Genomic DNA, 22,636 nt, shown 5'->3' on the forward strand with positions numbered 1-22,636 from the left:
GATACACAGCGCTTTCGTTTCGTTCGGTTTTGAGGGAATGAGAAATTCCTTCAAAAGCGCCTGTGCCTGCGTCTGCTAGCAGGTTCAGGGAAGCAAGATTCCTCGGCACAAAGCCGCAAGGAAGTTTGTTCAAAGAAGTCGCTTTGCGTCTACAAGCGGATTCGGAGAAGCCGAATTCCTCGACGCAAACCAGCGAAGAAGCGAATTCAAAGGAGCTACTTTGCGCCTTCGTCTTCCAGCAGGTTCAAGGAAGATGGATTCCTCGGCGCAAAGCTGCAAAGAAGCGAATTCAAAGGAGCTACTTTGCATCTGCGTCTTCTAGCAGATTCGAGGAAGTGGGATTCCTCGATGCAAGACTGCAGAGAAGCAAATTCAAGAAGCAGTCTCGTTCCTTGAAAACTAGATAACCGATTAACATAAGGAAGAAGCCGAGAGCGCTGTAGGTTAAGCTAGAAAGGGCGCACGGTGGATGCCTTGGCACTAGGAGCCGATGAAGGACGGGGCAAACGCCGAAACGCTTCGGGGAGCTGTAAGCAAGCGTTGATCCGGAGATGTCCGAATGGGGGAACCCACTGTCCGTAATGGGGCAGTATCCATGCCTGAATCCATAGGGCATGGAGGGCACACCCGGGGAACTGAAACATCTTAGTACCCGGAGGAGAAGAAAGCAACCGCGATTCCCTAAGTAGCGGCGAGCGAAACGGGAACAGCCCAAACCAAGAGGCATGTCCTCTTGGGGTTGTAGGACCGCTCACGATGGGAGTGAGAAAGGAACGGGGTAGACGAACCGGTCTGGAACGGCCGGCCAGAGAAGGTGAGAGCCCTGTAGTCGAAACTTCGTTCCCTCCCGAGCGGATCCTGAGTACGGCGGGACACGAGGAATCCCGTCGGAAGCAGGGAGGACCATCTCCCAAGGCTAAATACTCCCTAGTGACCGATAGTGCACCAGTACCGTGAGGGAAAGGTGAAAAGCACCCCGGGAGGGGAGTGAAAGAGAACCTGAAACCGTGTGCCTACAAGTAGTCAGAGCCCGTTGATGGGTGATGGCGTGCCTTTTGTAGAATGAACCGGCGAGTGACGATGGCGTGCGAGGTTAAGCCGAAGAGGCGGAGCCGCAGCGAAAGCGAGTCTGAACAGGGCGTGTGAGTACGTCGTCGTCGACCCGAAACCAGGTGATCTACCCATGTCCAGGGTGAAGGCCGGGTAACACCGGCTGGAGGCCCGAACCCACGCACGTTGAAAAGTGCGGGGATGAGGTGTGGGTAGGGGTGAAATGCCAATCGAACTTGGAGATAGCTGGTTCTCCCCGAAATAGCTTTAGGGCTAGCCTCGGGTTTAGGAGTCTTGGAGGTAGAGCACTGATTGGGCTAGGGGCCCAAACCGGGTTACCGAACCCAGTCAAACTCCGAATGCCAATGACTTATGCCCGGGAGTCAGACTGCGAGTGATAAGATCCGTGGTCGAGAGGGGAACAGCCCAGACCGCCAGCTAAGGCCCCGAAGTGCACGTTCAGTGGAAAAGGATGTGGAGTTGCAAAGACAACCAGGATGTTGGCTTAGAAGCAGCCACCATTTAAAGAGTGCGTAATAGCTCACTGGTCGAGTGACTCTGCGCCGAAAATGTACCGGGGCTAAACGTGCCGCCGAAGCTGCGGGATGACCGTTGGTCATCGGTAGGGGAGCGTTCTAAGGGCAGAGAAGCCAGACCGGAAGGACTGGTGGAGCGCTTAGAAGTGAGAATGCCGGTATGAGTAGCGAAAACAGAGGTGAGAATCCTCTGCGCCGAAAGCCTAAGGGTTCCTGAGGAAGGTTCGTCCGCTCAGGGTTAGTCGGGACCTAAGCCGAGGCCGAAAGGCGTAGGTGATGGACAACAGGTTGAGATTCCTGTACCACCTTCTTCCCGTTTGAGCGATGGGGGGACGCAGGAGGATAGGGCGAGCAGGCGGCTGGAAGAGCCTGTCCAAGCCGCAAGGCTGATCCGCAGGCAAATCCGCGGATCATAAGGCCAAGCGGTGACGGCGACGGAGTGATCCGGAAGTCCCCGATTTCACACTGCCAAGAAAAGCCTCTAGCGAGGGAAGAGGTGCCCGTACCGCAAACCGACACAGGTAGGCGAGGAGAGAATCCTAAGGCGCGCGGGAGAACTCTCGTTAAGGAACTCGGCAAAATGACCCCGTAACTTCGGGAGAAGGGGTGCTCTTTGGGGTGAAGAGCCCTGAAGAGCCGCAGTGAAAAGGCCCAAGCGACTGTTTATCAAAAACACAGGTCTCTGCGAAGCCGAAAGGCGACGTATAGGGGCTGACACCTGCCCGGTGCTGGAAGGTTAAGGGGAGCGCTTAGCGGAAGCGAAGGTGCGAACCGAAGCCCCAGTAAACGGCGGCCGTAACTATAACGGTCCTAAGGTAGCGAAATTCCTTGTCGGGTAAGTTCCGACCCGCACGAAAGGTGTAACGACTTGGGCGCTGTCTCAACGAGAGACCCGGTGAAATTATACTACCTGTGAAGATGCAGGTTACCCGCGACAGGACGGAAAGACCCCGTGGAGCTTTACTGCAGCCTGATATGGAATTTTGGTATCGCTTGTACAGGATAGGTGGGAGCCTGGGAAGCCGGAGCGCCAGCTTCGGTGGAGGCGGCGGTGGGATACCACCCTGGCGGTATTGAAATTCTAACCCGCACCCCTTAACGGGGTGGGAGACAGTGTCAGGTGGGCAGTTTGACTGGGGCGGTCGCCTCCCAAAAGGTAACGGAGGCGCCCAAAGGTTCCCTCAGAATGGTTGGAAATCATTCGGAGAGTGCAAAGGCACAAGGGAGCTTGACTGCGAGACGGACAGGTCGAGCAGGGACGAAAGTCGGGCTTAGTGATCCGGTGGTTCCGCATGGAAGGGCCATCGCTCAACGGATAAAAGCTACCCCGGGGATAACAGGCTGATCTCCCCCAAGAGTCCACATCGACGGGGAGGTTTGGCACCTCGATGTCGGCTCATCGCATCCTGGGGCTGTAGTCGGTCCCAAGGGTTGGGCTGTTCGCCCATTAAAGCGGTACGCGAGCTGGGTTCAGAACGTCGTGAGACAGTTCGGTCCCTATCCGTCGCGGGCGGAGGAAATTTGAGAGGAGCTGTCCTTAGTACGAGAGGACCGGGATGGACGCACCGCTGGTGTACCAGTTGTCCCGCCAGGGGCACCGCTGGGTAGCTATGTGCGGACGGGATAAGCGCTGAAAGCATCTAAGCGTGAAGCCCCCCTCAAGATGAGATTTCCCACCGCGTCAGGCGGGTAAGATCCCTCGAAGATGACGAGGTCGATAGGTCCGAGGTGGAAGCGTGGCGACACGTGGAGCTGACGGATACTAATCGATCGAGGGCTTAACCTAGAAAAGTGGAAGCGCCGCGATTAGCTCTCGAAGCCAAATGTTCTTCACCCGCAGGGGTGCTTGCACCCCGAGGGGGGGAAGGTTATTTGGCAGAAGAGAGCTAGGCGCTGGAACTGGACAGCAAGAAAAGTGGAGGCCGCCCGCTTATCGGCGAGGTGCGCTGGAGGGCCTGCGAGGAGGCTGTCGCCGCCGCAGCAGGACCGAAGCGTCGCGAGCCGATGGCGGCCGGAACTAGACAGCGAAAAGCGCAGGCGAGCGGCTTCTTCCGACGGTTATCTAGTTTTGAAGGAATGAATTTCCTTCTTGACATTGTTTGTTTTTCAAGTATAATAAATGATGTCAAAATCCAACCGCTTGCCTAGTGGCTATGGCGGAGGGGAAACACCCGTTCCCATCCCGAACACGGAAGTTAAGCCCTCCAGCGCCGATGGTAGTTGGGGCCAGCGCCCCTGCAAGAGTAGGTCGCTGCTAGGCAGCTTCATTCACCAGGGAGTTTCGACACGCCTCATTCCCTTTTTCTTTTTAGGGGCGATTGCGCAACAGGGCGATCTGTCAGCGAGCCAAAAGGCTGCGCGGGATCGTCCTTTTTGTTTTTCCTTTTCTCCTATGCCTATTTTTCGTTTTGGAAGTGGCGGCAAGATGTTCGGATATGATACAATTTCAAAAGCAAGAGTGAAGATGATAAAAGGGGATAAGGTAGAACAAAATGAAAAAAATTGAAATTTTGGTGCATTCTCCGGAAGAAACGAAGTCGGTGGCCCGCCGGCTGGCGGAACATCTTGAGCCGGGAATGGTCATCGCATTAGAAGGTGATCTCGGGGCGGGAAAGACGACGTTTACGAAAGGTCTTGCTGAAGGGCTGGGCATTACGCAAACGGTCAATAGCCCGACGTTTACCATTATTAAGCAATATGATGGTCGGCTTCCGCTTTATCATATGGATGTATACCGACTTGAAGATGAATGGGAAGATCTTGGATTTGACGAATATTTTGCTGGCGATGGCGTCACGGTTGTTGAATGGGCGCATTTGATCGCCGGCCAGTTGCCTGAGGAACGGCTGACCGTTTTCTTGTTTCATCGTGGCGGCGATGAGCGGTTGCTTCACTTTGAGCCGTCGGGGGAGCGTTATGAACAGTTGTGCAAGGAGATTTTTCCGTCATGAAAGTATTGGGAATTGATACATCGAATATGCCGCTTGGCATTGCGTTGGTAGATGGTGATGTCGTGAAAGGGGAATTCATCACCAATGTGAAAAAAGACCATTCATCCCGGGCGATGCCAGCCATTGAGTTGTTGCTTCGACGATGTGACGTTGCTCCAAAAGATCTCGATTTAATCGTTGTAGCGAAAGGGCCGGGGTCGTATACCGGGGTGCGGATCGGCGTGACGATTGCGAAAACGCTTGCCTGGTCGCTCGGTATTCCGATCGCCGGAGTGTCGAGCCTTGAGGTGCTCGCCGCCAATGGCCGTTATTTTCCTGGGGTGATCGTTCCGCTGTTTGACGCACGGCGCGGACAAATTTACACCGGGCTTTATCGCTACGAAGGCGGTGCGCTCCGCTGTCTTGAGGAGGACCGGATTGTGGCGGCGGATGAGTGGGCGCGTCGGTTGAGCGAGCGGGAAGAGGATGTATTGTTCATTGGTGCGGATGCACCGCTATATCGTGATTTGTTTCGAAGTCATTTAGGCGAACGGGTTCACGTGGCCCCGCCGTCTTTGGCGTTGCCGCGTCCGAGCGAGTTGGTGATGCTAGGCAAACAAAAAGAGCGCGAGAACGCCCATGTGTTTGTGCCGAACTACCTCCGCCTTGCCGAGGCGGAGGCGAAATGGCTCGCGAAACAAAAAGGGGAACAGAACGATGGGGATCAATGTTCAATTTCGGCCAATGACCATTCATGACATTGATGAAGTCGTGCAAGTCGAGCGGGCATCGTTTACTTCGCCTTGGAGCCGTGAATCGTTTTACAACGAGCTCATGTACAACCGCTACGCCAAATATATCGTCATGGTGTACAACGGGCGGATCATCGGGTATGGTGGGATGTGGCTTGTCATCGATGAGGCGCATGTGACGAATGTAGCCGTGTTGCCGCAGTTTCGTGGGCAAAAGCTTGGTGAAGCGCTCATGCGGCGCTTGATGGACATGGCCAGGCAGCACGGGGCGGCGACGATGACGCTTGAGGTGCGCGTGTCCAATCATGTTGCCCAGTCGCTGTACCGAAAGCTAGGGTTTCGCAACGGAGGCATTCGCAAACGGTATTATCCGGATAACTTTGAAGACGCGTTAGTCATGTGGGTGAAGCTGAGATGAATGAGGACGTATATGTATTAGGCATTGAAACGAGCTGCGATGAAACGGCGGCAGCAGTCGTGAAAAACGGAAGAGAGGTTTTATCGAATGTAGTGGCGTCGCAAATGGAAAGCCATCGGCGGTTTGGCGGCGTCGTGCCGGAAATTGCTTCCCGCCATCATGTGGAGCAAATTACGCTCGTTATTGAAGAAGCGATGCAGCAGGCCGGCGTATCGTTTGCGGGCCTTGATGCGGTGGCGGTGACGGCCGGACCGGGGCTTGTCGGAGCGCTTCTTGTCGGGGTCAACGCGGCGAAAGCGTTAGCGTTTGCCCATGGATTGCCGCTTATTGGGGTGCATCATATCGCCGGTCATATTTACGCCAATCAATTAGTGGCTGAAATGAAGTTTCCGCTGTTGGCGCTCGTCGTTTCCGGTGGTCATACGGAACTCGTGTTCATGAAGGAGCATGGGAATTTTGCGGTGATCGGTGAAACGCGCGATGACGCTGCCGGTGAGGCGTATGACAAGGTGGCGCGGGCTTTAGGCCTTCCGTACCCAGGAGGACCGCACATCGACCGGCTGGCTCATGAGGGAGAGCCAGTGATTGATTTGCCGCGAGCGTGGCTTGAGGAAGGTTCGTATGATTTCAGCTTCAGCGGCTTAAAATCGGCGGTTCTCAATGCGCTCCACAACGCGAAGCAGCGCGGCGAGGAGATCGATCCGAGACAGATGGCCGCGAGCTTTCAGGCCAGCGTCGTCGATGTGCTGGTGACGAAAACGGTGCAGGCCGCCAAAGAATACCGCGTACGGCAAGTGCTGCTCGCCGGGGGGGTGGCGGCCAACCGCGGGCTGCGGGCTGCACTGCAGGATAAAATGAAAGAGCTCCCCGATGTGGAGCTTGTCATCCCGCCGTTATCGCTATGCACCGATAATGCTGCGATGATTGCCGTTGCGGGAACAGTGTTATATCAACAAGGAAAGCGGGCTGATTTGGCGCTCAACGCCAATCCAAGCTTGCCGCTTGTCTAGGCAGTTGGCTGAAACGCGAAAGACACCGAAGGGCGATCCGTTTGCGGCAGGCAAACGGATCGTCCTTTTTGTTTTCATGTGAAAAAAGTTTGTGTATATTTTTATCCACAAATCTGTGGACAATGTGGAAAAAGCGGTAAAACATGATCAACATAAGAAAAACAATACACAGCGATTTTTGTGCAAAAGGAAGATGTTTTTTGTGGATAATGTGGAAAAGTTGGTGAATAACTTATATTCCATGGTGGAAATTGTGGATTCTTTTGTGGATAATGTGACTAACTAAAGAACAACCCGCCGAAACTAGAGGCGGGTTGTCGGTTATAGTGAAGTATAAAGCTGTTCCCATTCGGCCAATAACGTTTCGACTCGCTGCTTCCGCTCGTCGTTTTCTTGCGTCAATCGTTGCATCGTCTCATAGTCGCCGTAAACGGATGGATCACAAAGTTTTTGCTCGATCTCAGCGATTTGTGCTTCAAGCGCTGCAATCTCGGCTTCGATTTCATCCAAGCGGCGTTGGCGCTGGCGCCGTCGTTTTTTTTCCTCTTTTTCTTGCTCGTATGTCGTTTTGGCAGAATCACTTGCCGTTTCTGTCGGGCGGACGTTCAGGAGCGCCAATTCGCGCATTTCTTCTTTTTTGGCGATGTAGTAATCATAGTCGCCTAAGTATTCCGTTAGGCCTCCGCTGGAAAGTTCAAACACCTTTGTTGCGATTCGGTTGATGAAATAGCGGTCGTGGGAAACGAACAAAATCGTTCCCGGGTAGTCGATGAGCGCTTGCTCGAGCACTTCTTTGCTGTCAAGGTCGAGATGGTTTGTCGGTTCGTCCAAAAGAAGGACATTTGCTTTTTGCAGCATCAGCTTGGCGAGCGAAAGGCGTGCTTTCTCCCCGCCGCTTAAAGCGGAGACCGGTTTTAAAACGTCATCGCCGGAAAACAGGAAGTTGCCGAGCACGGTGCGAATTTCTTTTTCCGTCTTTTCGGGGTAGGCGTCCCACAGCTCGTCAAGCACCCGTTTGTTCGATGACAAATCAGCTTGGTCTTGATCGTAATAGCCGATTTGGACGTTTGCGCCGTAGCGGAGCTCTCCTGTTTGGATAGGGAGTTTTCGGGCGATCGCCTTCAGCAATGTCGACTTGCCGATGCCGTTCGGCCCGACTAGGGCGACGCTTTCGCCGCGCGTGATGCGGAAGCTGATTTGGCGGATGATGGGTGCACCGTCGTCATAGCCAACGGCTATGTCTTCAGCGGTGAGCACTTCATAGCCGCTCGGTCGATCGATCGAGAACGAAAAGGAGGCTGATTTTTCATCGCCGACAGGCCGTTCGAGCCGTTCTATTTTTTCCAGTTGCTTTCGCCGGCTTTGCGCCCGTTTGGCCGTCGAGGCACGTGCGATGTTGCGCTGGATGAAGTCTTGGAGTCGGGCGATTTCTTCTTGCTGTTTCTCGTACCGTCTTAACTCTTGTTCGTATTGCTCGGCCCGCAACTCCAAATAGCGGCTGTAGTTGCCGGCATAGTGTTTGAGCGTGGCATTCGACAGTTCGTATACGTCGGTGACGATTTTGTCTAAAAAGTAGCGGTCGTGGGAAACAACCAGGACGGCACCGGGATAGGCTTGCAAGTACTGCTCCAGCCAGGCAAGCGTCTCAAGATCCAAATGGTTCGTCGGCTCGTCCAAAATCAATAAATCCGGCTTGGACAACAGCAATTTCCCAAGGGCAAGCCGCGTCCGCTGTCCGCCGCTTAACGACGAGACCGGCGTAGTTTTATAATCATATGAGGAAAACTGCAGCCCGTGCAAAACGGAGCGGATGTCGGCTTCGTATTGGTAGCCGCCTTGTTCTTTGTATTGTTCTTGCAGCTCGTCATACATTTTCAGCGTTTTTTCATAGCGAGCGGGATCGGCGAGTACGTCCGGGTCGCCGAGTTGCATGCTGAGTTCGGCGAGCTGTTTTTCGAGTCCTAGAAGCGGGGTGAATACCTCAAGCATTTCGTCCCAAATGGAACGCGGCGAGTCGAGCCCGCTGTTTTGCGCCAAATAGCCGATTTTGATATGGTTTGGTTTGATGATTTTGCCGCTGTCGAAAGAGAGTTCACCGGCGATGATTTTCAACAATGTCGATTTTCCCGCTCCGTTGCGGCCGACAAGGGCGATTCGGTCGCGGGACTGTATTTCTAGTTTTATATTCGATAAAATAAGGTCAGCGCCGAAATATTTCGTGAGCCCGTGCACTTGCAAAATGATCATGTCCGTCACCTCGCGAATAGTTTAACGCAAGTCGCGAAAACGGTCAAAGACGAATGATGAAAAATCGTGTATAGTGTATAAATGGAGGAGATTGTATTGTCATCGTTCACTCATTTCAATGAACAAGGGCGCGCGAAAATGGTTGATATTACGCACAAAGAAGATACTGTGCGAGTGGCTGTGGCGCAAACGAGCGTGACTGTCAGCCGGGAAATTTACGAAAAAATGACGAGCAATGCGATCGAGAAAGGGGATGTGCTCGCCGTCGCTCAAGTGGCGGGGGTGATGGCGGCGAAGAAGACAGCTGACCTTATTCCAATGTGTCACCCGCTTATGTTAAAGGGTGTGGACATTGCTTTTGCTTGGGAAAACGATGGAGAAGCGCATAAGCTCGTCATCACGGCAACGGTGAAAACGAAAGGGAGCACAGGAGTGGAAATGGAAGCGCTGACGGCCGCTTCGGTCTGTGCGTTGACAGTGTACGATATGTGCAAGGCGCTTGATAAAGGAATGGTCATCGGTCCGACGTATTTGGTCGAAAAAACGGGCGGGAAGTCTGGCCATTACCGACGGAAAACCGATTAGCTAGGGGATGAGATCATGAGCAACGAACAACCGAAAATTCCGCAGGCAACCGCCAAACGGCTGCCGCTTTACTATCGGTTTTTGAAAAACTTGCACGCTTCCGGCAAGCAACGCGTCTCCTCTGCCGAGTTGAGCGAGGCGGTGAAAGTCGATCCGGCGACGATCCGCCGTGATTTCTCCTATTTTGGCGCGCTTGGCAAAAAGGGATACGGGTATAATGTCAATTATTTGTTGTCGTTTTTCCGCCGGACGCTTGAAGAGGATGAGGTGACCGAAGTCGCCTTGTTTGGCGTCGGCAATTTAGGCACCGCCTTTTTAAACTATAATTTTTCGAAAAACAACAATACGAAAATCGTGATGGCGTTTGATGTCGATGAGCGGAAAGTAGGGACGACAGTCGGCGGGGTGCCGGTCTATCATCTCGATGAGTTGGAGGAGCGGCTTCACGAAAACATCCCGGTCGCCATTTTAACCGTGCCGGCCGCCGCGGCTCAAGCGCTGACCGACCGCCTTGTCGCGCAAGGAATTAAAGGCATTTTAAACTTTACTCCGGCGCGGTTGAACGTGCCGAACCATATTCGCGTCCATCATATCGATTTAGCCATTGAGCTGCAGTCGCTCGTCTATTTTTTGAAAAACTATCCATCGCCATCGTAAAAAGGAGAGAACAACACATGAAATATTTGTTGCTCGTTGCTGTGATTTTGTTGCTGTTTGGCACGAAAAAGCTGCCGGAGTTGGGGCGGTCGTTCGGCCAGTCGCTTCGCGAGTTTAAAGACGCCACAAAAGGGCTCGCTGATGACGAAGAAACGAAAACCGACCGATGACAAGGCAGGATGGGGAAACAATGAATGACAAAGAAATGTCGGTGTATGAGCATCTGGGTGAACTGCGAAAACGGCTCATCATCGTGCTCATCTTTTTTGCTGCGGCGCTTGTCGTTAGTTTCTTTTTTGTCGATGATGTCATTTTGTATTTGCAGCGAACGGCCGAGGCGAAGCATTTGACCATGAACGCCTTCCGCCTCACCGATCCGATTAAAGTGTATTTTCAGTTTGCCTTTGTCATCGCGGCTGTACTGTCGGCTCCGGTGCTGTTGTATCAAATTTGGGCGTTTGTCAGCCCCGGTCTGTATGAAAAAGAGCGGAAAGTGACGTTAAGCTATATCCCGGCGTCGATCGTTCTTTTTTTAGCAGGCGTCAGCTTCGCTTATTTCGTCTTGTTTCCGTTTGTCGTTCGATTTATGAGCCAGCTGGCTGACCAACTAGGGGTTCAACAAATGATCGGCATTAATGAATATTTTCAGTTTTTGCTTCAGCTCGTGCTGCCGTTTGGCATCGTGTTTCAGCTGCCGATCGTCGTGTTGTTTTTCACCCGCTTAGGGCTTATTACGCCGCAGCTTCTTGTTCGCATCCGCAAGTATGCGTATTTGGCGCTGCTTATTTTAGCGGCGGTCATTACGCCGCCGGATGTGCTGTCGCAAGTGATCGTCATGATTCCGCTCACCATTTTGTATGAAGGAAGCATTTGGGTGGCGCGCATCGGCTATCGGAAAGCGCAGCGAGCAGCCGAGGAGGAAGGCAATGAGTGAGGCGGGACGAAAAACATTGAGAGGAAAGCGAGCAAGGCCGGGCCAAACGAAGGGGCCGTCTCAAAAGCCGCAACACAGGACTTTGAGGCCGGCCTCTTGTTTTTTGTTTCCATTTTCACGATATGATCGCCGTCATGAGACTGATGTTCTGGTCCCTTCCCGTCCGAATCACGGGAAGGGGTCAGCGTTTTGAGGCGAAAAGAAGGCGAAGGGCGGTGCCGAAATCAAAGGCAGCGAGCGCCGCTAAAGCGATGGTGGAGACGTTCCAAACCGTTTCATGAGCACTTTCGATGGCCAAATACGTAAACATTGAGCCTAAGACGAAATACGGAAGCGAAAACAGCTGAGGGTTTCGCATCATAGCCAAACCCTCCAAACGGCGAGCGGCAGCTCGGACTGGCGCATCATGTTCTCAATCTCGTCGGCCAACAGCGTCTGCATGGCGACGACGAACGTATTCATGGCGACATGGGCGAAAATCGGCACGAAAATGCGTCCGGTTTTCGCGTATAAAAACGCGAATACCATCCCCATGGACGTGTACAAAAGCAAATGCTCCGGCTCCATATGGACAAGGGCAAACAAGAGCGAACTGACAAGCGCAGCAAGCCAAAAGTTGTATTTTTCATAAAGCGAGCCGAAAATGATTTTGCGGAAGATAATCTCCTCCAAAATCGGGCCGATGACGGAGGTGACGACGATAAGCAGCGGCGTCAGGCGGATGATATCGATGATTTGCCTTGTATTTTCCGACCCTGGTTTGATGCCGAGCAACCGCCATTCGATGTTGGCGGCGATGCTTTGCGCCGTGAGCGCCAAAAAGACGCCCAAGACCGCCCACATCCACGAGGAACCAAGCGGCAGCCGCCGCATCATTCGTTCGTTGCGGTCACCGCGGAGCAGCCATAGGATAATGACAAAAGCGAGCAGGAAACTAATGATCGCCCAATACCCGGAAGCCAGTTTGGCGGCTTCGAGGCGGCTTTCCGTTCCTTGGCCGACGCCGAGGGCGCGAAGAAGCGGCACGCCGACAAAGGCGGACAGCTGCATGACGATATACGTGATGATGACGTACCAGTGGTTGCGTTTCAAACCCTCTACCCCTTTTATTTCAAATTATATCCGTATTGTAGCACATGTATGGCGAAAATAGTAAGAAAACTGCATCCTCGCATCCCACCTCACCGCCGTAAAAAAATTAACCGGAGCCGTTTATCAGTCCGAGGAATGTGAAATAATGAAAATGAGCTCCGCGCGGATGGGGAGTAGAGGCAAAACAACCGGCTCCTTTTGCTCTTTCTTCTTTAGGAGAGAAAAACAGTTATTTTTTTGCATTTCCTACTTGCAAAACGGAAAGAAGTTCATTAATATTATAAGTGTGTTAGCACTCGATAGTGATGAGTGCTAATAAGAACGGCGAAAACTATCGTTAAGGAGGTCGTTTCCCGTGTTGAAGCCATTAGGCGATCGCATTGTCATTGAAGTCGTGGAAACAGAAGAAAAAACGGCTAGCGGCATTGTGCTGCCGGATACGGCGAAAGAAAAACCGCAAGAAGGCCGCGTTGTCGCTGTCGGTGCAGGCCGCGTGCTCGATAACGGCCAACGCATCGCGCCGGAAGTCGAAGTTGGCGACCGCATTATCTTCTCGAAATATGCGGGCACAGAAGTGAAATACGACGGCAAAGAATACTTAATTTTGCGCGAAAGCGATATTTTGGCTGTCATCCGCTAATATATGCGTTCATCACATAAACATTCCGAAAACATACTGGGTACTTAATCGGATACTTAACTTGTGGCACGCAGTCCAACAATTTCATAAGGAGGTAACGGGGTATGGCAAAACAAATCAAGTTCAGCGAAGAAGCGCGCCGTGCGATGTTGCGCGGGGTGGACAAACTTGCAGACGCAGTGAAAGTCACATTAGGTCCGAAAGGCCGCAACGTCGTATTGGAGAAAAAATTCGGTTCGCCGCTCATCACGAATGACGGGGTAACAATCGCGAAAGAAATCGAACTCGAAGACCCGTTTGAAAACATGGGCGCGAAATTGGTCGCTGAAGTCGCCAGCAAAACGAACGACATCGCTGGGGACGGTACAACAACCGCTACGGTATTGGCTCAAGCGATGATCCGCGAAGGCTTGAAAAACGTGGCTGCTGGTGCCAATCCGATGGGCATCCGCCGCGGGATTGAAAAAGCGGTTGCGGTTGCTGTTGAAGAATTAAAAGCCATCTCCAAACCGATCAAAGGGAAAGAGTCGATCGCCCAAGTGGCTGCGATTTCGGCTGCTGACGAAGAAGTCGGTCAATTGATCGCTGAAGCAATGGAACGCGTCGGCAACGATGGCGTCATCACGCTCGAAGAATCGAAAGGCTTCACGACGGAACTCGACGTTGTCGAAGGGATGCAATTCGACCGCGGTTACGTTTCGCCGTACATGATTACGGATACAGAAAAAATGGAAGCCGTTCTCGAAAATCCGTACATCTTGATTACGGACAAAAAAGTATCGAGCATCCAAGAACTGTTGCCTGTTCTTGAGCAAGTCGTGCAACAAGGCCGTCCGCTCTTGATCATCGCTGAAGATGTCGAAGGCGAAGCATTGGCAACGCTTGTTGTCAACAAACTGCGCGGCACGTTCAATGCGGTAGCTGTCAAAGCGCCTGGCTTCGGTGACCGCCGCAAAGCGATGCTCGAAGACATCGCGATTTTAACGGGCGGTGAAGTCATCTCCGAAGAGCTCGGCCGCGAACTGAAATCGACCACGATCGCTTCGCTCGGCCGTGCGTCGAAAGTTGTTGTTACGAAAGAAACGACGACGATCGTCGAAGGCGCTGGCGATTCGGATCGCATCAAAGCGCGCATCAACCAAATCCGTGCGCAGCTTGAAGAAACGACTTCGGAATTCGACCGCGAAAAACTGCAAGAACGCTTGGCGAAACTCGCTGGCGGCGTAGCGGTCATCAAAGTGGGCGCAGCGACAGAAACGGAATTGAAAGAACGCAAACTGCGCATCGAAGACGCGCTCAACTCGACTCGTGCGGCTGTTGAAGAAGGCATTGTCGCTGGCGGCGGTACGGCATTGATGAATGTCTACAGCAAAGTCGCGGCCATCGAAGCGGAAGGCGATGAAGCAACCGGCGTGAAAATCGTCTTGCGCGCAATCGAAGAACCGGTTCGTCAAATCGCGCAAAACGCTGGTCTGGAAGGCTCGATCATCGTTGAGCGCCTGAAAAACGAAAAACCGGGCATCGGCTTCAACGCGGCAACAGGTGAATGGGTCGACATGATCGAAGCTGGCATCGTGGACCCGACGAAAGTCACTCGTTCGGCGCTGCAAAACGCTGCCTCTGTCGCCGCCATGGTCTTGACGACAGAAGCGGTCGTTGCCGACAAACCGGAAGAAAACAAAGGCAACAACAACATGCCAGACATGGGCGGCATGATGTAATCTCGCCGCAAAAGCCTTGGAGCACCGGGGGAGTTCCCCGGTGTTCTTTTTCTTTTTGACTATATATGCCTCAGCCAGGTGTTCTTACAGCCGCTGATCGGGTGAAGGGCAGCTGTTGTTTCTCCCTCATATCGCTATTCTATTGCACCTTTTCCTCCGCTGTGCTAGTTATCGCACCTCAATGAAAAACGCATAAATCGCATCCCCTTTTTTCCAAGAGGCGTGAATGGCATAAATGTATGCCCCTTTCTTTTCCGGAAGAGTAATGATTCCGTTTTGCACCGGGCGCCAGTCGGCATCTCCGCCGTTCCATACACCCGCTTCGATCGTCAACGGGCGGTCGTCAAATTGGAGGTGTAATTTTGCCCCAGGGGCAACCGGATGGGGATTCATGTTTTTCACGAGCAGCGGCGGGGCGGCAGCGTCGGCCACGACTCCGCGGCCGCCTGTTGACCATGTATATGTTCCGAGGCGGTGGTCGATTGTCTCTCCGTCGACGGCCAATCGTAAGTCAGGCGGTTGGATGTCGCCCGATTGGCAACCGGACAGCCATACAGCGATGAGGAGCCATAGCCATCTATTTTTCATGTCGTTTCCCCCTTTCTCAGTTAGACGTTTTGCCTGCTCATTTGTTTCATTGTCGATTGTGATTTTGGGTAAAATTAGAAATGGAAAGGCGATATCCAAAGGAGGAGAATGGAATGAACGTGCGGATTGAACGCGATTCGCTCGGTGAGGTGCAGGTGCCGGCTGATAAGTACTGGGGGGCGCAGACGGAGCGAAGCCGGCAAAACTTTCACATCGGCACGGAAACAATGCCGTTGGAATTGATCTATGCGTATGCCGAGCTGAAAAAAGCGGCGGCCATCGTCAACCACCGAGCCGGGAAGTTGAGCGAAGCGAAGCAGCGGGCAATTGTCGCCGCGTGCGAGGAAATTTTGGCGGGCCAATGGGATGAGCATTTCCCGCTCGTCGTCTGGCAGACGGGAAGCGGGACGCAGACGAACATGAACGTCAATGAAGTCGTGGCGAGACGGGCGAGCGAGCTGCTGGATGAGGGGGAAGGGCGCATTCACCCGAACGATGATGTGAACATGTCGCAAAGCTCGAACGACACATTCCCAACTGTGATGCATATCGCGATCTTCACGAAGATCCAAACGCACCTCCTGCCAGCGCTTGATGGCTTGATCGGGACATTCGCGACCAAAGAACGCCAATATGGGAAGACGATCAAAATCGGGCGCACCCACTTGCAAGACGCGACGCCGCTCACATTTGGGCAGGAGATTTCCGGTTGGCGGGCGATGCTTGAGAAAAGCAAGGCGATGATCATGGAGGCGAGTGAGAAGCTGCTTGATTTGGCGATCGGCGGCACGGCGGTTGGCACCGGAATCAATGCGCCGCCGGGATTTGGCGAGCAAGTGGCCGAGCAGCTAAAAACGCAGACGGGCTATCCGTTCCGTTCGTCAACCAATAAATTCCATGCGCTGACAAGCCATGATGAGATCGTGTATGTCCACGGAGCGTTGAAAGCGCTCGCCGCCGATTTGATGAAAATCGCCAACGATATCCGCTGGCTGGCGAGCGGGCCGCGCTCCGGGCTCGGGGAGATCACGATTCCAGCCAATGAACCCGGAAGCTCGATCATGCCGGGGAAAGTGAATCCAACGCAAAGCGAAGCGATGACGATGGTCGCTGTGCAAGTGTTCGGCAATGACGCCACGATCGGCTTTGCGGCGAGCCAAGGCAACTTCCAATTAAATGTGTTCAAGCCGGTCATCGCCTATAACGCCATTCAGTCCGTGCAGCTACTCGGCGATGTGATCCGCTCGTTTGATGAACGGTGCGCCCAAGGGCTGGAGGCGAACGAAGCGAAAATGAAAGAATACGTGGACCGCTCACTCATGCTCGTGACGGCGTTGAGCCCGCGTATCGGCTACGACCGGGCGGCGGAAATCGCGAAGCTCGCCCATCGCGAAGGGTTGACGCTCAAGGAAGCGGCATTGAAAACCGGGTATGTGACAGCTGAGCAGTACGAAGAATGGGTGAGGCCGGAGAAGATGATTTAGCGGCACAAAACGACGGGTAGATCAGCCGTGAGCGAATAGGCGGGCCAAAAACGCTCATCCCGATTCAAGGGATGAGCGTTTTTCCATTGAGACAGCCTCCTGCCGCCAGCTGGCTGCTTTGCACCGGGCAAATGTTAAGCAAACAGGCGAATGAGTTCATTAATCGACAAGACGGCAAACAGCGCCAGACAAAGAACGAGCAGCGCATTCGAGAGCCAATGGTTGCGCCCTTCGTCTGGAAGCGCTTTTTTCGAATTGAGCAAATAAAGAAGCGTCACAGCCAAAAATGGCATAAACAGCGCGCCGAGCGCCCCGTAGGCGATGATGAGTCCGACCGGCTTGCCGATGAAATGCAAGAGCATCGGCGGGAAGGTGAGCCAAAAGACGTAGAAGCGGAACGCTTTTGACTGGTTGAGCGATTCGGCGCCAACCGGCGTTTTCCGCATGTTGCGAACAAAATCGGCGAACAAATACGAAACGCCGTTCCAAACGCCGATGACCGATGTAAATGACGCCGACCAAAAGCCGAGCAAAAAGAGCCAACGGGCAGCCGGGTGCAGCTCGTTGCCCATGATCGAAGCGAATGACACAAGCCCCTGCTCGCCGCTGATCGTCGTGTCAGTGCCGTACAACAAGGCGGCCCCAAGCACGAGAAGCGACAACGTAAAGATGGCGGTGACAATATAAGCGACAGCGGAATCATAGCGCATCGGCGATACGTAAGCTCGCCCTTTCCAGCCGTTTTCCTGCAGCCAATATCCGTATGACGCCATGGTGATAGAGCCGCCGACGCCGCCGATCAGCCCGAGAGCATACAAAAGCGACCCTTTCGGCAAATCCGGAACGGCCGTTTTCCAAAGATCATCGAGCTGCGGCAGGACAAGAAGCGCCGAGCCGACCACGGTAATGAACATGAGCCCGACGAGCACATTCATGACCCGCTCAAACAATTGGAATCGGCCGGACCAAGTAATCGCAAAGCCAGCCACCCCATGGATGACGGCCCACGCCCAAAGCGGAATGGACGGGATCATCGCTGACATCGCCAAGGCGCACGATGACGTACCGGCCGCGCCGTATACGAATCCCCAAATAATGGCGTACACGCCAAAATAGATTGAGGCCCATTTCCCCATTGACTGCCAGCCTTCGAAAATGGTTTTGCCGCTGAGCAAATGCCAACGGCCGACCCCTTCATTCAACACAAACTTGAACAATGCACCGACGATGATCGCCCACATAAAGACAAGGCCGTAGTTCGTTCCGGCGACAAGAGCGGCCACCAAATCCCCGGCCCCGACTCCGGTCGCTGCGACGATCAGCCCCGGGCCGATCATCGTCCACTTCGATTTCCCCATTTTTCTCTTCCCCCTTGTTGCAAATGGATTCCAAAAGTTCAGTATATTCGATATTATAGTAATAGTATAAACTGCGCCTTGTCTACCGCTGAAAGACCCATTCATTACTATAAAAGGAGTTTGATGTCATGGCGATTTACGAGCCGCTGCTTCCCCCTTTTGAAAAGGTGGTCCGCAACATTGAGCAAGTCATCGTCGGAAAACGCGACGTCATCATCCTCAGCTTAACAGCGTTATTGGCCAAAGGCCATGTGCTGCTCGAGGATGTGCCCGGCGTCGGCAAGACGATGTTGGTGCGTGCGCTGGCGAAATCGTTCAACGTGGAGCTGAAGCGCATTCAGTTTACGCCGGATTTGCTGCCGAGCGATGTGATCGGCGTTTCCGTCTACAATCCGAAAACACAGCAATTTGAGTATAAACCCGGACCGATTGTCGCCCACATCGTGCTCGCGGACGAGATCAACCGGACGTCTCCGAAAACGCAATCGGCGCTCCTGGAAGCGATGGAAGAAGGAAGCGTGACTGTTGACGGCGTCACCCGGGCGCTGCCGCAGCCGTTTTTGGTGATGGCGACGCAAAATCCGATTGAATATGAAGGAACGTATCCGCTCCCCGAGGCCCAGCTTGACCGGTTTTTAGTGAAACTGCACATGGGCTATCCGTCTCCCGATGAGGAAATCGAAATGTTAAACCGTCTAGAAAAGACGGCACCGCTGGCGGAGATCGGCCCGGTGATGTCGCTTGATGAATTGCTTGCGTTGCAACGAAAGGTAGCCGACGTGCATGTGAGCGATACCGTGAAACGATATATCGTCGATCTTATCCAGCAAAGCCGTCAGCATGAAGCGGTCTATTTAGGCGTCAGCCCGCGCGGGTCCGTCGCTTTGATGAAGGCGGCGCAAGCGTACGCGTTCATCCATGGCCGCGATTTTGTCATCCCCGATGATGTGCAGCACCTTGCTCCCTATGTGCTGGCTCATCGCCTGCTTATTCGCCCGGAAGCGAAATGGGACAAGCTTGATGCTGAAATGGTCGTCAGTCAGCTTGTTTCCCGTACGCCGGTGCCGGTGCAAGGGCGGAGATAAAAGCGATGAACGCGAAGCGAATGAAGAAGGGGAGGCGTTGGCTCCCGCTTATTGGATTGTTGCTGTTGACCGCAATCTTGTTTTCCTACGCCATGTTTCAAGGTGGATTTGTCAGCTGGTTTTTGTTTTACAGCTTTTTGCCGTTTGGACTGCATGCGTTTGCCGTCGCCTTGTATCCGCTCAGACGCGCTGCGGTGATTCGAACCGTGCCGGCGCGGCGCTACCATGCGGGTGAATCGATTCCGGTGATGGTTCGTATCGAGTTGCCGTGGGCGGTTCCGCTGGCGGCGCTTGCTGTTGCTGAGGAAGGGTGGAAGCACGGAGGAGAGATGATTGCGATTGCTTGGCCGTTTCGCCGCCATCTTTCTTGTACATGGCCGCTTTCCTTGCCGCGCGGCCGTCATCAATTGGAAGCTGTTCGCTTGGAAGCGCGCGATGTCTTTGGCTGGGTGAACAAAACGGCATCGTTTTATGCCCCGTGCACGGTCATCGTCTATCCACGTTATATCGAATGGCCGCCTGAGATGGTGCGCGAATGGTTTGCCCAAGGAAAAGCTGCGCGCACGCTTGCCTATCGCCGCGATATGGCCGTGGCGGCCGGCGCCCGTGAATACGTGCCTGGGGACAAAATGTCGTGGGTGCATTGGAAGGCGTCAGCGCGCAGACAGGAACTGATGACCAAAGAGTTTGATGAACAGCGCAATGACGATTGGATCGTTGTGCTCGACGGCGCCGCGTCTCCATGGTTTGAGGAGCTTGTCACGTTAGCGGCTTCCGTATCGAAGGCGTTGATAGATGAAGGGGTGCCGGTCGGGATGCTCGTTGCTGGAAAAGAGCGTTCTTTCTTAGCGCCGCGCCGCCATGACGGACAGTGGCAGTCGATTCTTCTCCGGTTGGCGGAAGTGGACGTCGGCGGCCAAGAGCCGCTCGCGCATGTTTTAGCTGAGGAGGCGAACTGGAGGACGGCTGCTGGTTGCATCATTGTGACGTCCGCGTTGTCCGCCCAGTTGGCCGGGCAGCTGCGAGCAATGGCGCCAAAACGCCATATTGTTCTGTATGTTGTCAACCGTGAATGGGGAGAGGATGAGCGGAATTGGGCGGACAGGCTTCGCCGCAGCGGAGTGTACGTATCGCGCATTGACCCGCAGGCGTTGCAAACCGTCCGGCAAGGAGGAGGAGACGGATGAGACCGTTAGGGGCAAACATGTTATCTACCGTGCTGTCTAACGCCCTAGCCGCTTGGCTGCTCACGGAATGGCTTTGGCCGTTAGAGGCCGTCACCGATACAGCGCATATAGGCGTGTTTGTATCATTTGTCGCCCTTTGTTTCGGACTTCATTTGCTCCGTGTTCCCATATGGCTTTCCGCGCTCGGGAAAATGGTTTATATATGGTGGGCGCTTTCTCGTCTATTTTCTTTTGCTTCGATCGCCGCTTTGCCTCATGCACTTTGGCGGGATAGCACCGTCTGGTTGTTGGGCGACCGGTCTTCTATGCCGGGTGATGCGCTGCGCACCTTTGTCTTTTTTTTGCTGTTATGGGCCGTTTCGTTCCTGTTGCATTGGCTTATTGTACGGCGGAATCGGTGGTTTGTCCCATACGCGTTGACAGTTGGGTATATCGCTGTGCTTGATACGTTTCTGCCATATAGCGGCAACGGGGCGATCCTTCGTCTTGTTGCGCTCGGCTTTTTTGCCTTCGTTTGGCTCCAGGGCGAAGAGCTGCAGGCAAAAGCGCCGTCTTTTCGCATCGGAAAGTGGCGGGCGGCCGCTCTATTCATTCCTGCCGTCGCTCTTGCGGTTGGGTATGCGGGTCCGAAGCTGCCGCCGCAATGGCCGGATCCGGTGGCGTTTATCCGCAGCTATCACGCCCAGCCGGAAGAAACGAACGATGACTCACCTTCTCCTGGTGTGGCAAAAGTGGGATATGGGCAAAATGATTCCCGCCTCGGCGGGCCGTTTATTGCTGATGATGCCGTCGTTTTCATTGCCAAAGACCAAGGCCGTCATTATTGGCGCGTCGAAACGAAAGACATTTACACGGGAAAAGGGTGGGAAGCGTTTCAAAGCGAACAAGTCCAGTCGTTTGGAAACGGTGAGCTGATTAGGTATGAATGGTGGAGCGACAAAGTCAAGACGGTCGAGCAGACGGCGGAAATCACCCGCCAAGACCAGGCGTTTCATCTCGTCTATCCGCTCGGCTTGCAACAGGTGCAAACGTCTGACCATATCGTCTACCGCATGCATATGGCGACGGAAAAAATTTATACGAGCGATCAAAACGCCAACGCGCTTCCGATCCGTCAGTATATGCTGACGTATATGGAGCCAGATTTTCCGATTGAGGCATTGCGCGCCGCGCCTCCTGTCCAAGACCCGCCCTTTTTGAAACGTTATACGCAATTGCCAGAGACGCTTCCGCAGCGGGTTCGCGAGTTGGCGAAGCAAATTACTGATGGAAAAGAAACCGTGTACGACAAGGTAAAAGCGATCGAGCAATACTTCCATCTGAACGGATACACGTACGAAACGACGGACGTCGCTGTTCCCGGGCCTGATCAAGATTACGTCGACCAGTTTTTATTTGAGACGAAGCAAGGGTATTGCGACAATTTTTCCACCTCGATGGCGGTGCTCGTCCGCACACTGGGCATTCCAGCGCGCTGGGTGAAAGGGTACACATCCGGACGGTTGGTTGGGGAACAAGACGGGCAATCGGTTTATGAAGTGCGCAACAACGACGCCCATTCATGGGTCGAAGTGTATTTTGAAGGCATCGGCTGGGTGCCATTTGAATCGACGCAAGGGTTTGTCAATCCATATGCGTTCTCGCTTGCCGCTTCGAATCCAGAGGAGCCAGAACCACAGCTGCAGCCGGAAGAACGGGAAACGCCGCGTGTGCCGCTCGATCAATTACTTGAGCAACCTTCGACGGCACAGGGGGAGCATTGGTGGGAGAAGCTGGCGGATGTTTGGTCGTGGAAAATGGGGTTGACCACGCTGGTCGTGTTGGCCGTGTTGGGCGGAGCGGCCTATGCGACAAGGCGGAAATGGTGGCCGCGCTTTACGCTGTTTCGGTTCCGCCGCCGGAAACTCGATGGGGCCGCCTGGCTCATTTCTGCGTACGGGGCGCTTCTTCGCCATTTGCAAGATTATGGACTTAAGCGTCGGCCGCATGAAACGCTGCGTCAATACGCCGCCGAAGTGGATCGCCTGTTTGAAACAGATGAAATGAATCGGTTGACGAAACTATATGAACGCGCCGTATACGGAACGGGAATCAAGGAAGCCAATGTCCGTGAAGCGGTGGAATTGTGGGAAAATTTAATAAAAAGGACGATCTCTTGACCGTATGCTGGCAAGTTGATAGAATGAACTCAAATTTGCATACGGATAGACGAAAGCCCTTCATATAAGCGCAAGAATATGGCTTGCGCGTCTCTACCGGGCCGCCGTAAACGGCCCGACTATGAAGGCAGAAGACGCTGCTATTCTGCCTTCATCCATGTTTTGGGCAATGGCAGCGTTATTTTTTTGACGGGGTGGAAAAC

General features: G+C 53.7%; 19 protein-coding genes, 2 rRNA genes and 1 riboswitch. Of the genes, 16 read left to right on the forward strand and 5 right to left on the reverse strand.

The features are described from left to right. Positions 1-442 precede the first annotated feature (442 nt). The 6 genes from QWV57_RS01355 to tsaD all read left to right on the forward strand — a co-directional run bounded on the left by QWV57_RS01355 (position 443) and on the right by tsaD (position 6,696). Positions 443-3,372 (forward strand): 23S ribosomal RNA (locus tag QWV57_RS01355). Positions 3,373-3,729: 357 nt separating this feature from the next. Then, positions 3,730-3,846, forward strand: a 5S ribosomal RNA gene (rrf, locus tag QWV57_RS01360). Positions 3,847-4,078: 232 nt separating this feature from the next. Continuing rightward, complete coding sequence (gene tsaE, locus QWV57_RS01365; RefSeq protein ID WP_015373794.1) at positions 4,079-4,537, forward strand: tRNA (adenosine(37)-N6)-threonylcarbamoyltransferase complex ATPase subunit type 1 TsaE; 459 nt, start codon at positions 4,079-4,081, stop codon at positions 4,535-4,537. Next, positions 4,534-5,274, forward strand: coding sequence for a tRNA (adenosine(37)-N6)-threonylcarbamoyltransferase complex dimerization subunit type 1 TsaB (tsaB, locus tag QWV57_RS01370; protein WP_011229746.1), 741 nt, complete (start codon positions 4,534-4,536; stop codon positions 5,272-5,274). The genes tsaE and tsaB overlap by 4 nt, the downstream gene beginning before the upstream one ends. Then, positions 5,234-5,686: a ribosomal protein S18-alanine N-acetyltransferase gene (gene rimI / locus QWV57_RS01375; protein WP_011229747.1), complete on the forward strand. Its 453-nt coding sequence runs from the start codon at positions 5,234-5,236 to the stop codon at positions 5,684-5,686. The genes tsaB and rimI overlap by 41 nt, the downstream gene beginning before the upstream one ends. Then, positions 5,683-6,696 carry a tRNA (adenosine(37)-N6)-threonylcarbamoyltransferase complex transferase subunit TsaD gene (gene tsaD / locus QWV57_RS01380; RefSeq protein WP_013144049.1) on the forward strand — a complete coding sequence of 338 codons (1,014 nt, stop codon included), beginning with the start codon at positions 5,683-5,685 and terminating at the stop codon, positions 6,694-6,696. Before rimI ends, tsaD begins: the two co-directional genes overlap by 4 nt. 321 nt (positions 6,697-7,017) lie before the next feature. Here tsaD and QWV57_RS01385 read toward each other — a convergent pair whose 3' ends face one another. Then, complete coding sequence (locus QWV57_RS01385; protein WP_015373796.1) at positions 7,018-8,943, reverse strand: ABC-F family ATP-binding cassette domain-containing protein; 1,926 nt, start codon at positions 8,941-8,943, stop codon at positions 7,018-7,020. A 96-nt stretch (positions 8,944-9,039) separates the two neighbouring features. Here QWV57_RS01385 and moaC point away from each other — a divergent pair, with 96 nt between their 5' ends. The 4 genes from moaC to tatC are packed head-to-tail and all read left to right on the forward strand — an operon-like array spanning position 9,040 to position 11,119. Next, positions 9,040-9,528: a cyclic pyranopterin monophosphate synthase MoaC gene (gene moaC, locus QWV57_RS01390; protein WP_011229750.1), complete on the forward strand. Its 489-nt coding sequence runs from the start codon at positions 9,040-9,042 to the stop codon at positions 9,526-9,528. A 15-nt stretch (positions 9,529-9,543) separates the two neighbouring features. Then, a complete protein-coding gene (locus QWV57_RS01395; protein WP_013144051.1) occupies positions 9,544-10,185 on the forward strand; it encodes a redox-sensing transcriptional repressor Rex in 642 nt (213 codons plus the stop codon). 17 nt (positions 10,186-10,202) lie between these two features. Next, positions 10,203-10,355, forward strand: coding sequence for a twin-arginine translocase TatA/TatE family subunit (gene tatA, locus QWV57_RS01400; RefSeq protein ID WP_013144052.1), 153 nt, complete (start codon positions 10,203-10,205; stop codon positions 10,353-10,355). A 20-nt stretch (positions 10,356-10,375) separates the two neighbouring features. After that, complete coding sequence (gene tatC, locus QWV57_RS01405) at positions 10,376-11,119, forward strand: twin-arginine translocase subunit TatC (protein WP_013144053.1); 744 nt, start codon at positions 10,376-10,378, stop codon at positions 11,117-11,119. 181 nt (positions 11,120-11,300) lie between these two features. Here tatC and QWV57_RS01410 read toward each other — a convergent pair whose 3' ends face one another. Together QWV57_RS01410 and QWV57_RS01415 are read right to left on the reverse strand one after the other, a co-directional pair. Continuing rightward, on the reverse strand, positions 11,301-11,480 hold the full coding sequence (locus QWV57_RS01410; RefSeq protein ID WP_013144055.1) for a YdiK family protein: 180 nt from the start codon (positions 11,478-11,480) through the stop codon (positions 11,301-11,303). After that, positions 11,477-12,211, reverse strand: coding sequence for a CPBP family intramembrane glutamic endopeptidase (locus tag QWV57_RS01415; RefSeq protein ID WP_015373797.1), 735 nt, complete (start codon positions 12,209-12,211; stop codon positions 11,477-11,479). Before QWV57_RS01415 ends, QWV57_RS01410 begins: the two co-directional genes overlap by 4 nt. Before the next feature lie 355 nt (positions 12,212-12,566). On the opposite strand from QWV57_RS01415, the gene groES reads away from it, so the two are divergent. Then, a complete protein-coding gene (gene groES / locus QWV57_RS01420) occupies positions 12,567-12,851 on the forward strand; it encodes a co-chaperone GroES (RefSeq protein ID WP_013144057.1) in 285 nt (94 codons plus the stop codon). A gap of 104 nt (positions 12,852-12,955) precedes the next feature. Further along, a complete protein-coding gene (gene groL, locus QWV57_RS01425) occupies positions 12,956-14,572 on the forward strand; it encodes a chaperonin GroEL (protein WP_020754869.1) in 1,617 nt (538 codons plus the stop codon). Between the two features lie 168 nt (positions 14,573-14,740). Here groL and QWV57_RS01430 read toward each other — a convergent pair whose 3' ends face one another. Next, on the reverse strand, positions 14,741-15,160 hold the full coding sequence (locus QWV57_RS01430; RefSeq protein ID WP_015373799.1) for a hypothetical protein: 420 nt from the start codon (positions 15,158-15,160) through the stop codon (positions 14,741-14,743). 113 nt (positions 15,161-15,273) lie between these two features. Here QWV57_RS01430 and fumC point away from each other — a divergent pair, with 113 nt between their 5' ends. Further along, entirely contained in the window at positions 15,274-16,644 is a 1,371-nt protein-coding gene (fumC, locus tag QWV57_RS01435; protein WP_015373800.1) for a class II fumarate hydratase, read from the forward strand. Positions 16,645-16,778: 134 nt separating this feature from the next. Here the strand turns inward: fumC and QWV57_RS01440 are convergent, their stop codons facing one another. Beyond that, complete coding sequence (locus QWV57_RS01440) at positions 16,779-18,002, reverse strand: Nramp family divalent metal transporter (RefSeq protein ID WP_015373801.1); 1,224 nt, start codon at positions 18,000-18,002, stop codon at positions 16,779-16,781. Between the two features lie 128 nt (positions 18,003-18,130). On the opposite strand from QWV57_RS01440, the gene QWV57_RS01445 reads away from it, so the two are divergent. Genes QWV57_RS01445 through QWV57_RS01455 form a run of 3 tightly spaced genes read left to right on the forward strand, consistent with a single transcriptional unit; the run spans position 18,131 to position 22,433 of the window. Then, a complete protein-coding gene (locus QWV57_RS01445; RefSeq protein WP_301100193.1) occupies positions 18,131-19,087 on the forward strand; it encodes an AAA family ATPase in 957 nt (318 codons plus the stop codon). A 5-nt stretch (positions 19,088-19,092) separates the two neighbouring features. Next, positions 19,093-20,274 (forward strand): DUF58 domain-containing protein, encoded by a 1,182-nt coding sequence (locus QWV57_RS01450; protein ID WP_020754864.1) that lies wholly within the window; start codon positions 19,093-19,095, stop codon positions 20,272-20,274. After that, the gene (locus tag QWV57_RS01455) at positions 20,271-22,433 is read left to right on the forward strand and encodes a transglutaminase TgpA family protein (protein ID WP_301100194.1); all 2,163 of its coding nucleotides are present in this window, start codon (positions 20,271-20,273) and stop codon (positions 22,431-22,433) included. Before QWV57_RS01450 ends, QWV57_RS01455 begins: the two co-directional genes overlap by 4 nt. A gap of 40 nt (positions 22,434-22,473) precedes the next feature. Beyond that, positions 22,474-22,575: riboswitch (purine riboswitch) on the forward strand. The last annotated feature ends 61 nt before the right edge of the window (positions 22,576-22,636 follow it).

It is taken from the genome of Geobacillus zalihae (assembly GCF_030414215.1).
GTDB classification, from domain to species: Bacteria; Bacillota; Bacilli; order Bacillales; family Anoxybacillaceae; genus Geobacillus; species Geobacillus zalihae.

What these genes read in the sequence shown, in the direction of transcription:
- tsaE (WP_015373794.1), top strand. Translation starts at nt 4,079, where the DNA reads ATGAAAAAAATTGAAATTTTGGTGCATTCTCCGGAAGAAACGAAGTCG.
- tsaB (WP_011229746.1), top strand. Translation starts at nt 4,534, where the DNA reads ATGAAAGTATTGGGAATTGATACATCGAATATGCCGCTTGGCATTGCG.
- rimI (WP_011229747.1), top strand. Translation starts at nt 5,234, where the DNA reads ATGGGGATCAATGTTCAATTTCGGCCAATGACCATTCATGACATTGAT.
- tsaD (WP_013144049.1), top strand. Translation starts at nt 5,683, where the DNA reads ATGAATGAGGACGTATATGTATTAGGCATTGAAACGAGCTGCGATGAA.
- QWV57_RS01385 (WP_015373796.1), bottom strand. Translation starts at nt 8,943, where the DNA reads ATGATCATTTTGCAAGTGCACGGGCTCACGAAATATTTCGGCGCTGAC.
- QWV57_RS01395 (WP_013144051.1), top strand. Translation starts at nt 9,544, where the DNA reads ATGAGCAACGAACAACCGAAAATTCCGCAGGCAACCGCCAAACGGCTG.
- tatA (WP_013144052.1), top strand. Translation starts at nt 10,203, where the DNA reads ATGAAATATTTGTTGCTCGTTGCTGTGATTTTGTTGCTGTTTGGCACG.
- tatC (WP_013144053.1), top strand. Translation starts at nt 10,376, where the DNA reads ATGAATGACAAAGAAATGTCGGTGTATGAGCATCTGGGTGAACTGCGA.
- QWV57_RS01410 (WP_013144055.1), bottom strand. Translation starts at nt 11,480, where the DNA reads ATGATGCGAAACCCTCAGCTGTTTTCGCTTCCGTATTTCGTCTTAGGC.
- groL (WP_020754869.1), top strand. Translation starts at nt 12,956, where the DNA reads ATGGCAAAACAAATCAAGTTCAGCGAAGAAGCGCGCCGTGCGATGTTG.
- QWV57_RS01430 (WP_015373799.1), bottom strand. Translation starts at nt 15,160, where the DNA reads ATGAAAAATAGATGGCTATGGCTCCTCATCGCTGTATGGCTGTCCGGT.
- fumC (WP_015373800.1), top strand. Translation starts at nt 15,274, where the DNA reads ATGAACGTGCGGATTGAACGCGATTCGCTCGGTGAGGTGCAGGTGCCG.
- QWV57_RS01440 (WP_015373801.1), bottom strand. Translation starts at nt 18,002, where the DNA reads ATGGGGAAATCGAAGTGGACGATGATCGGCCCGGGGCTGATCGTCGCA.
- QWV57_RS01445 (WP_301100193.1), top strand. Translation starts at nt 18,131, where the DNA reads ATGGCGATTTACGAGCCGCTGCTTCCCCCTTTTGAAAAGGTGGTCCGC.
- QWV57_RS01450 (WP_020754864.1), top strand. Translation starts at nt 19,093, where the DNA reads ATGAACGCGAAGCGAATGAAGAAGGGGAGGCGTTGGCTCCCGCTTATT.
- QWV57_RS01455 (WP_301100194.1), top strand. Translation starts at nt 20,271, where the DNA reads ATGAGACCGTTAGGGGCAAACATGTTATCTACCGTGCTGTCTAACGCC.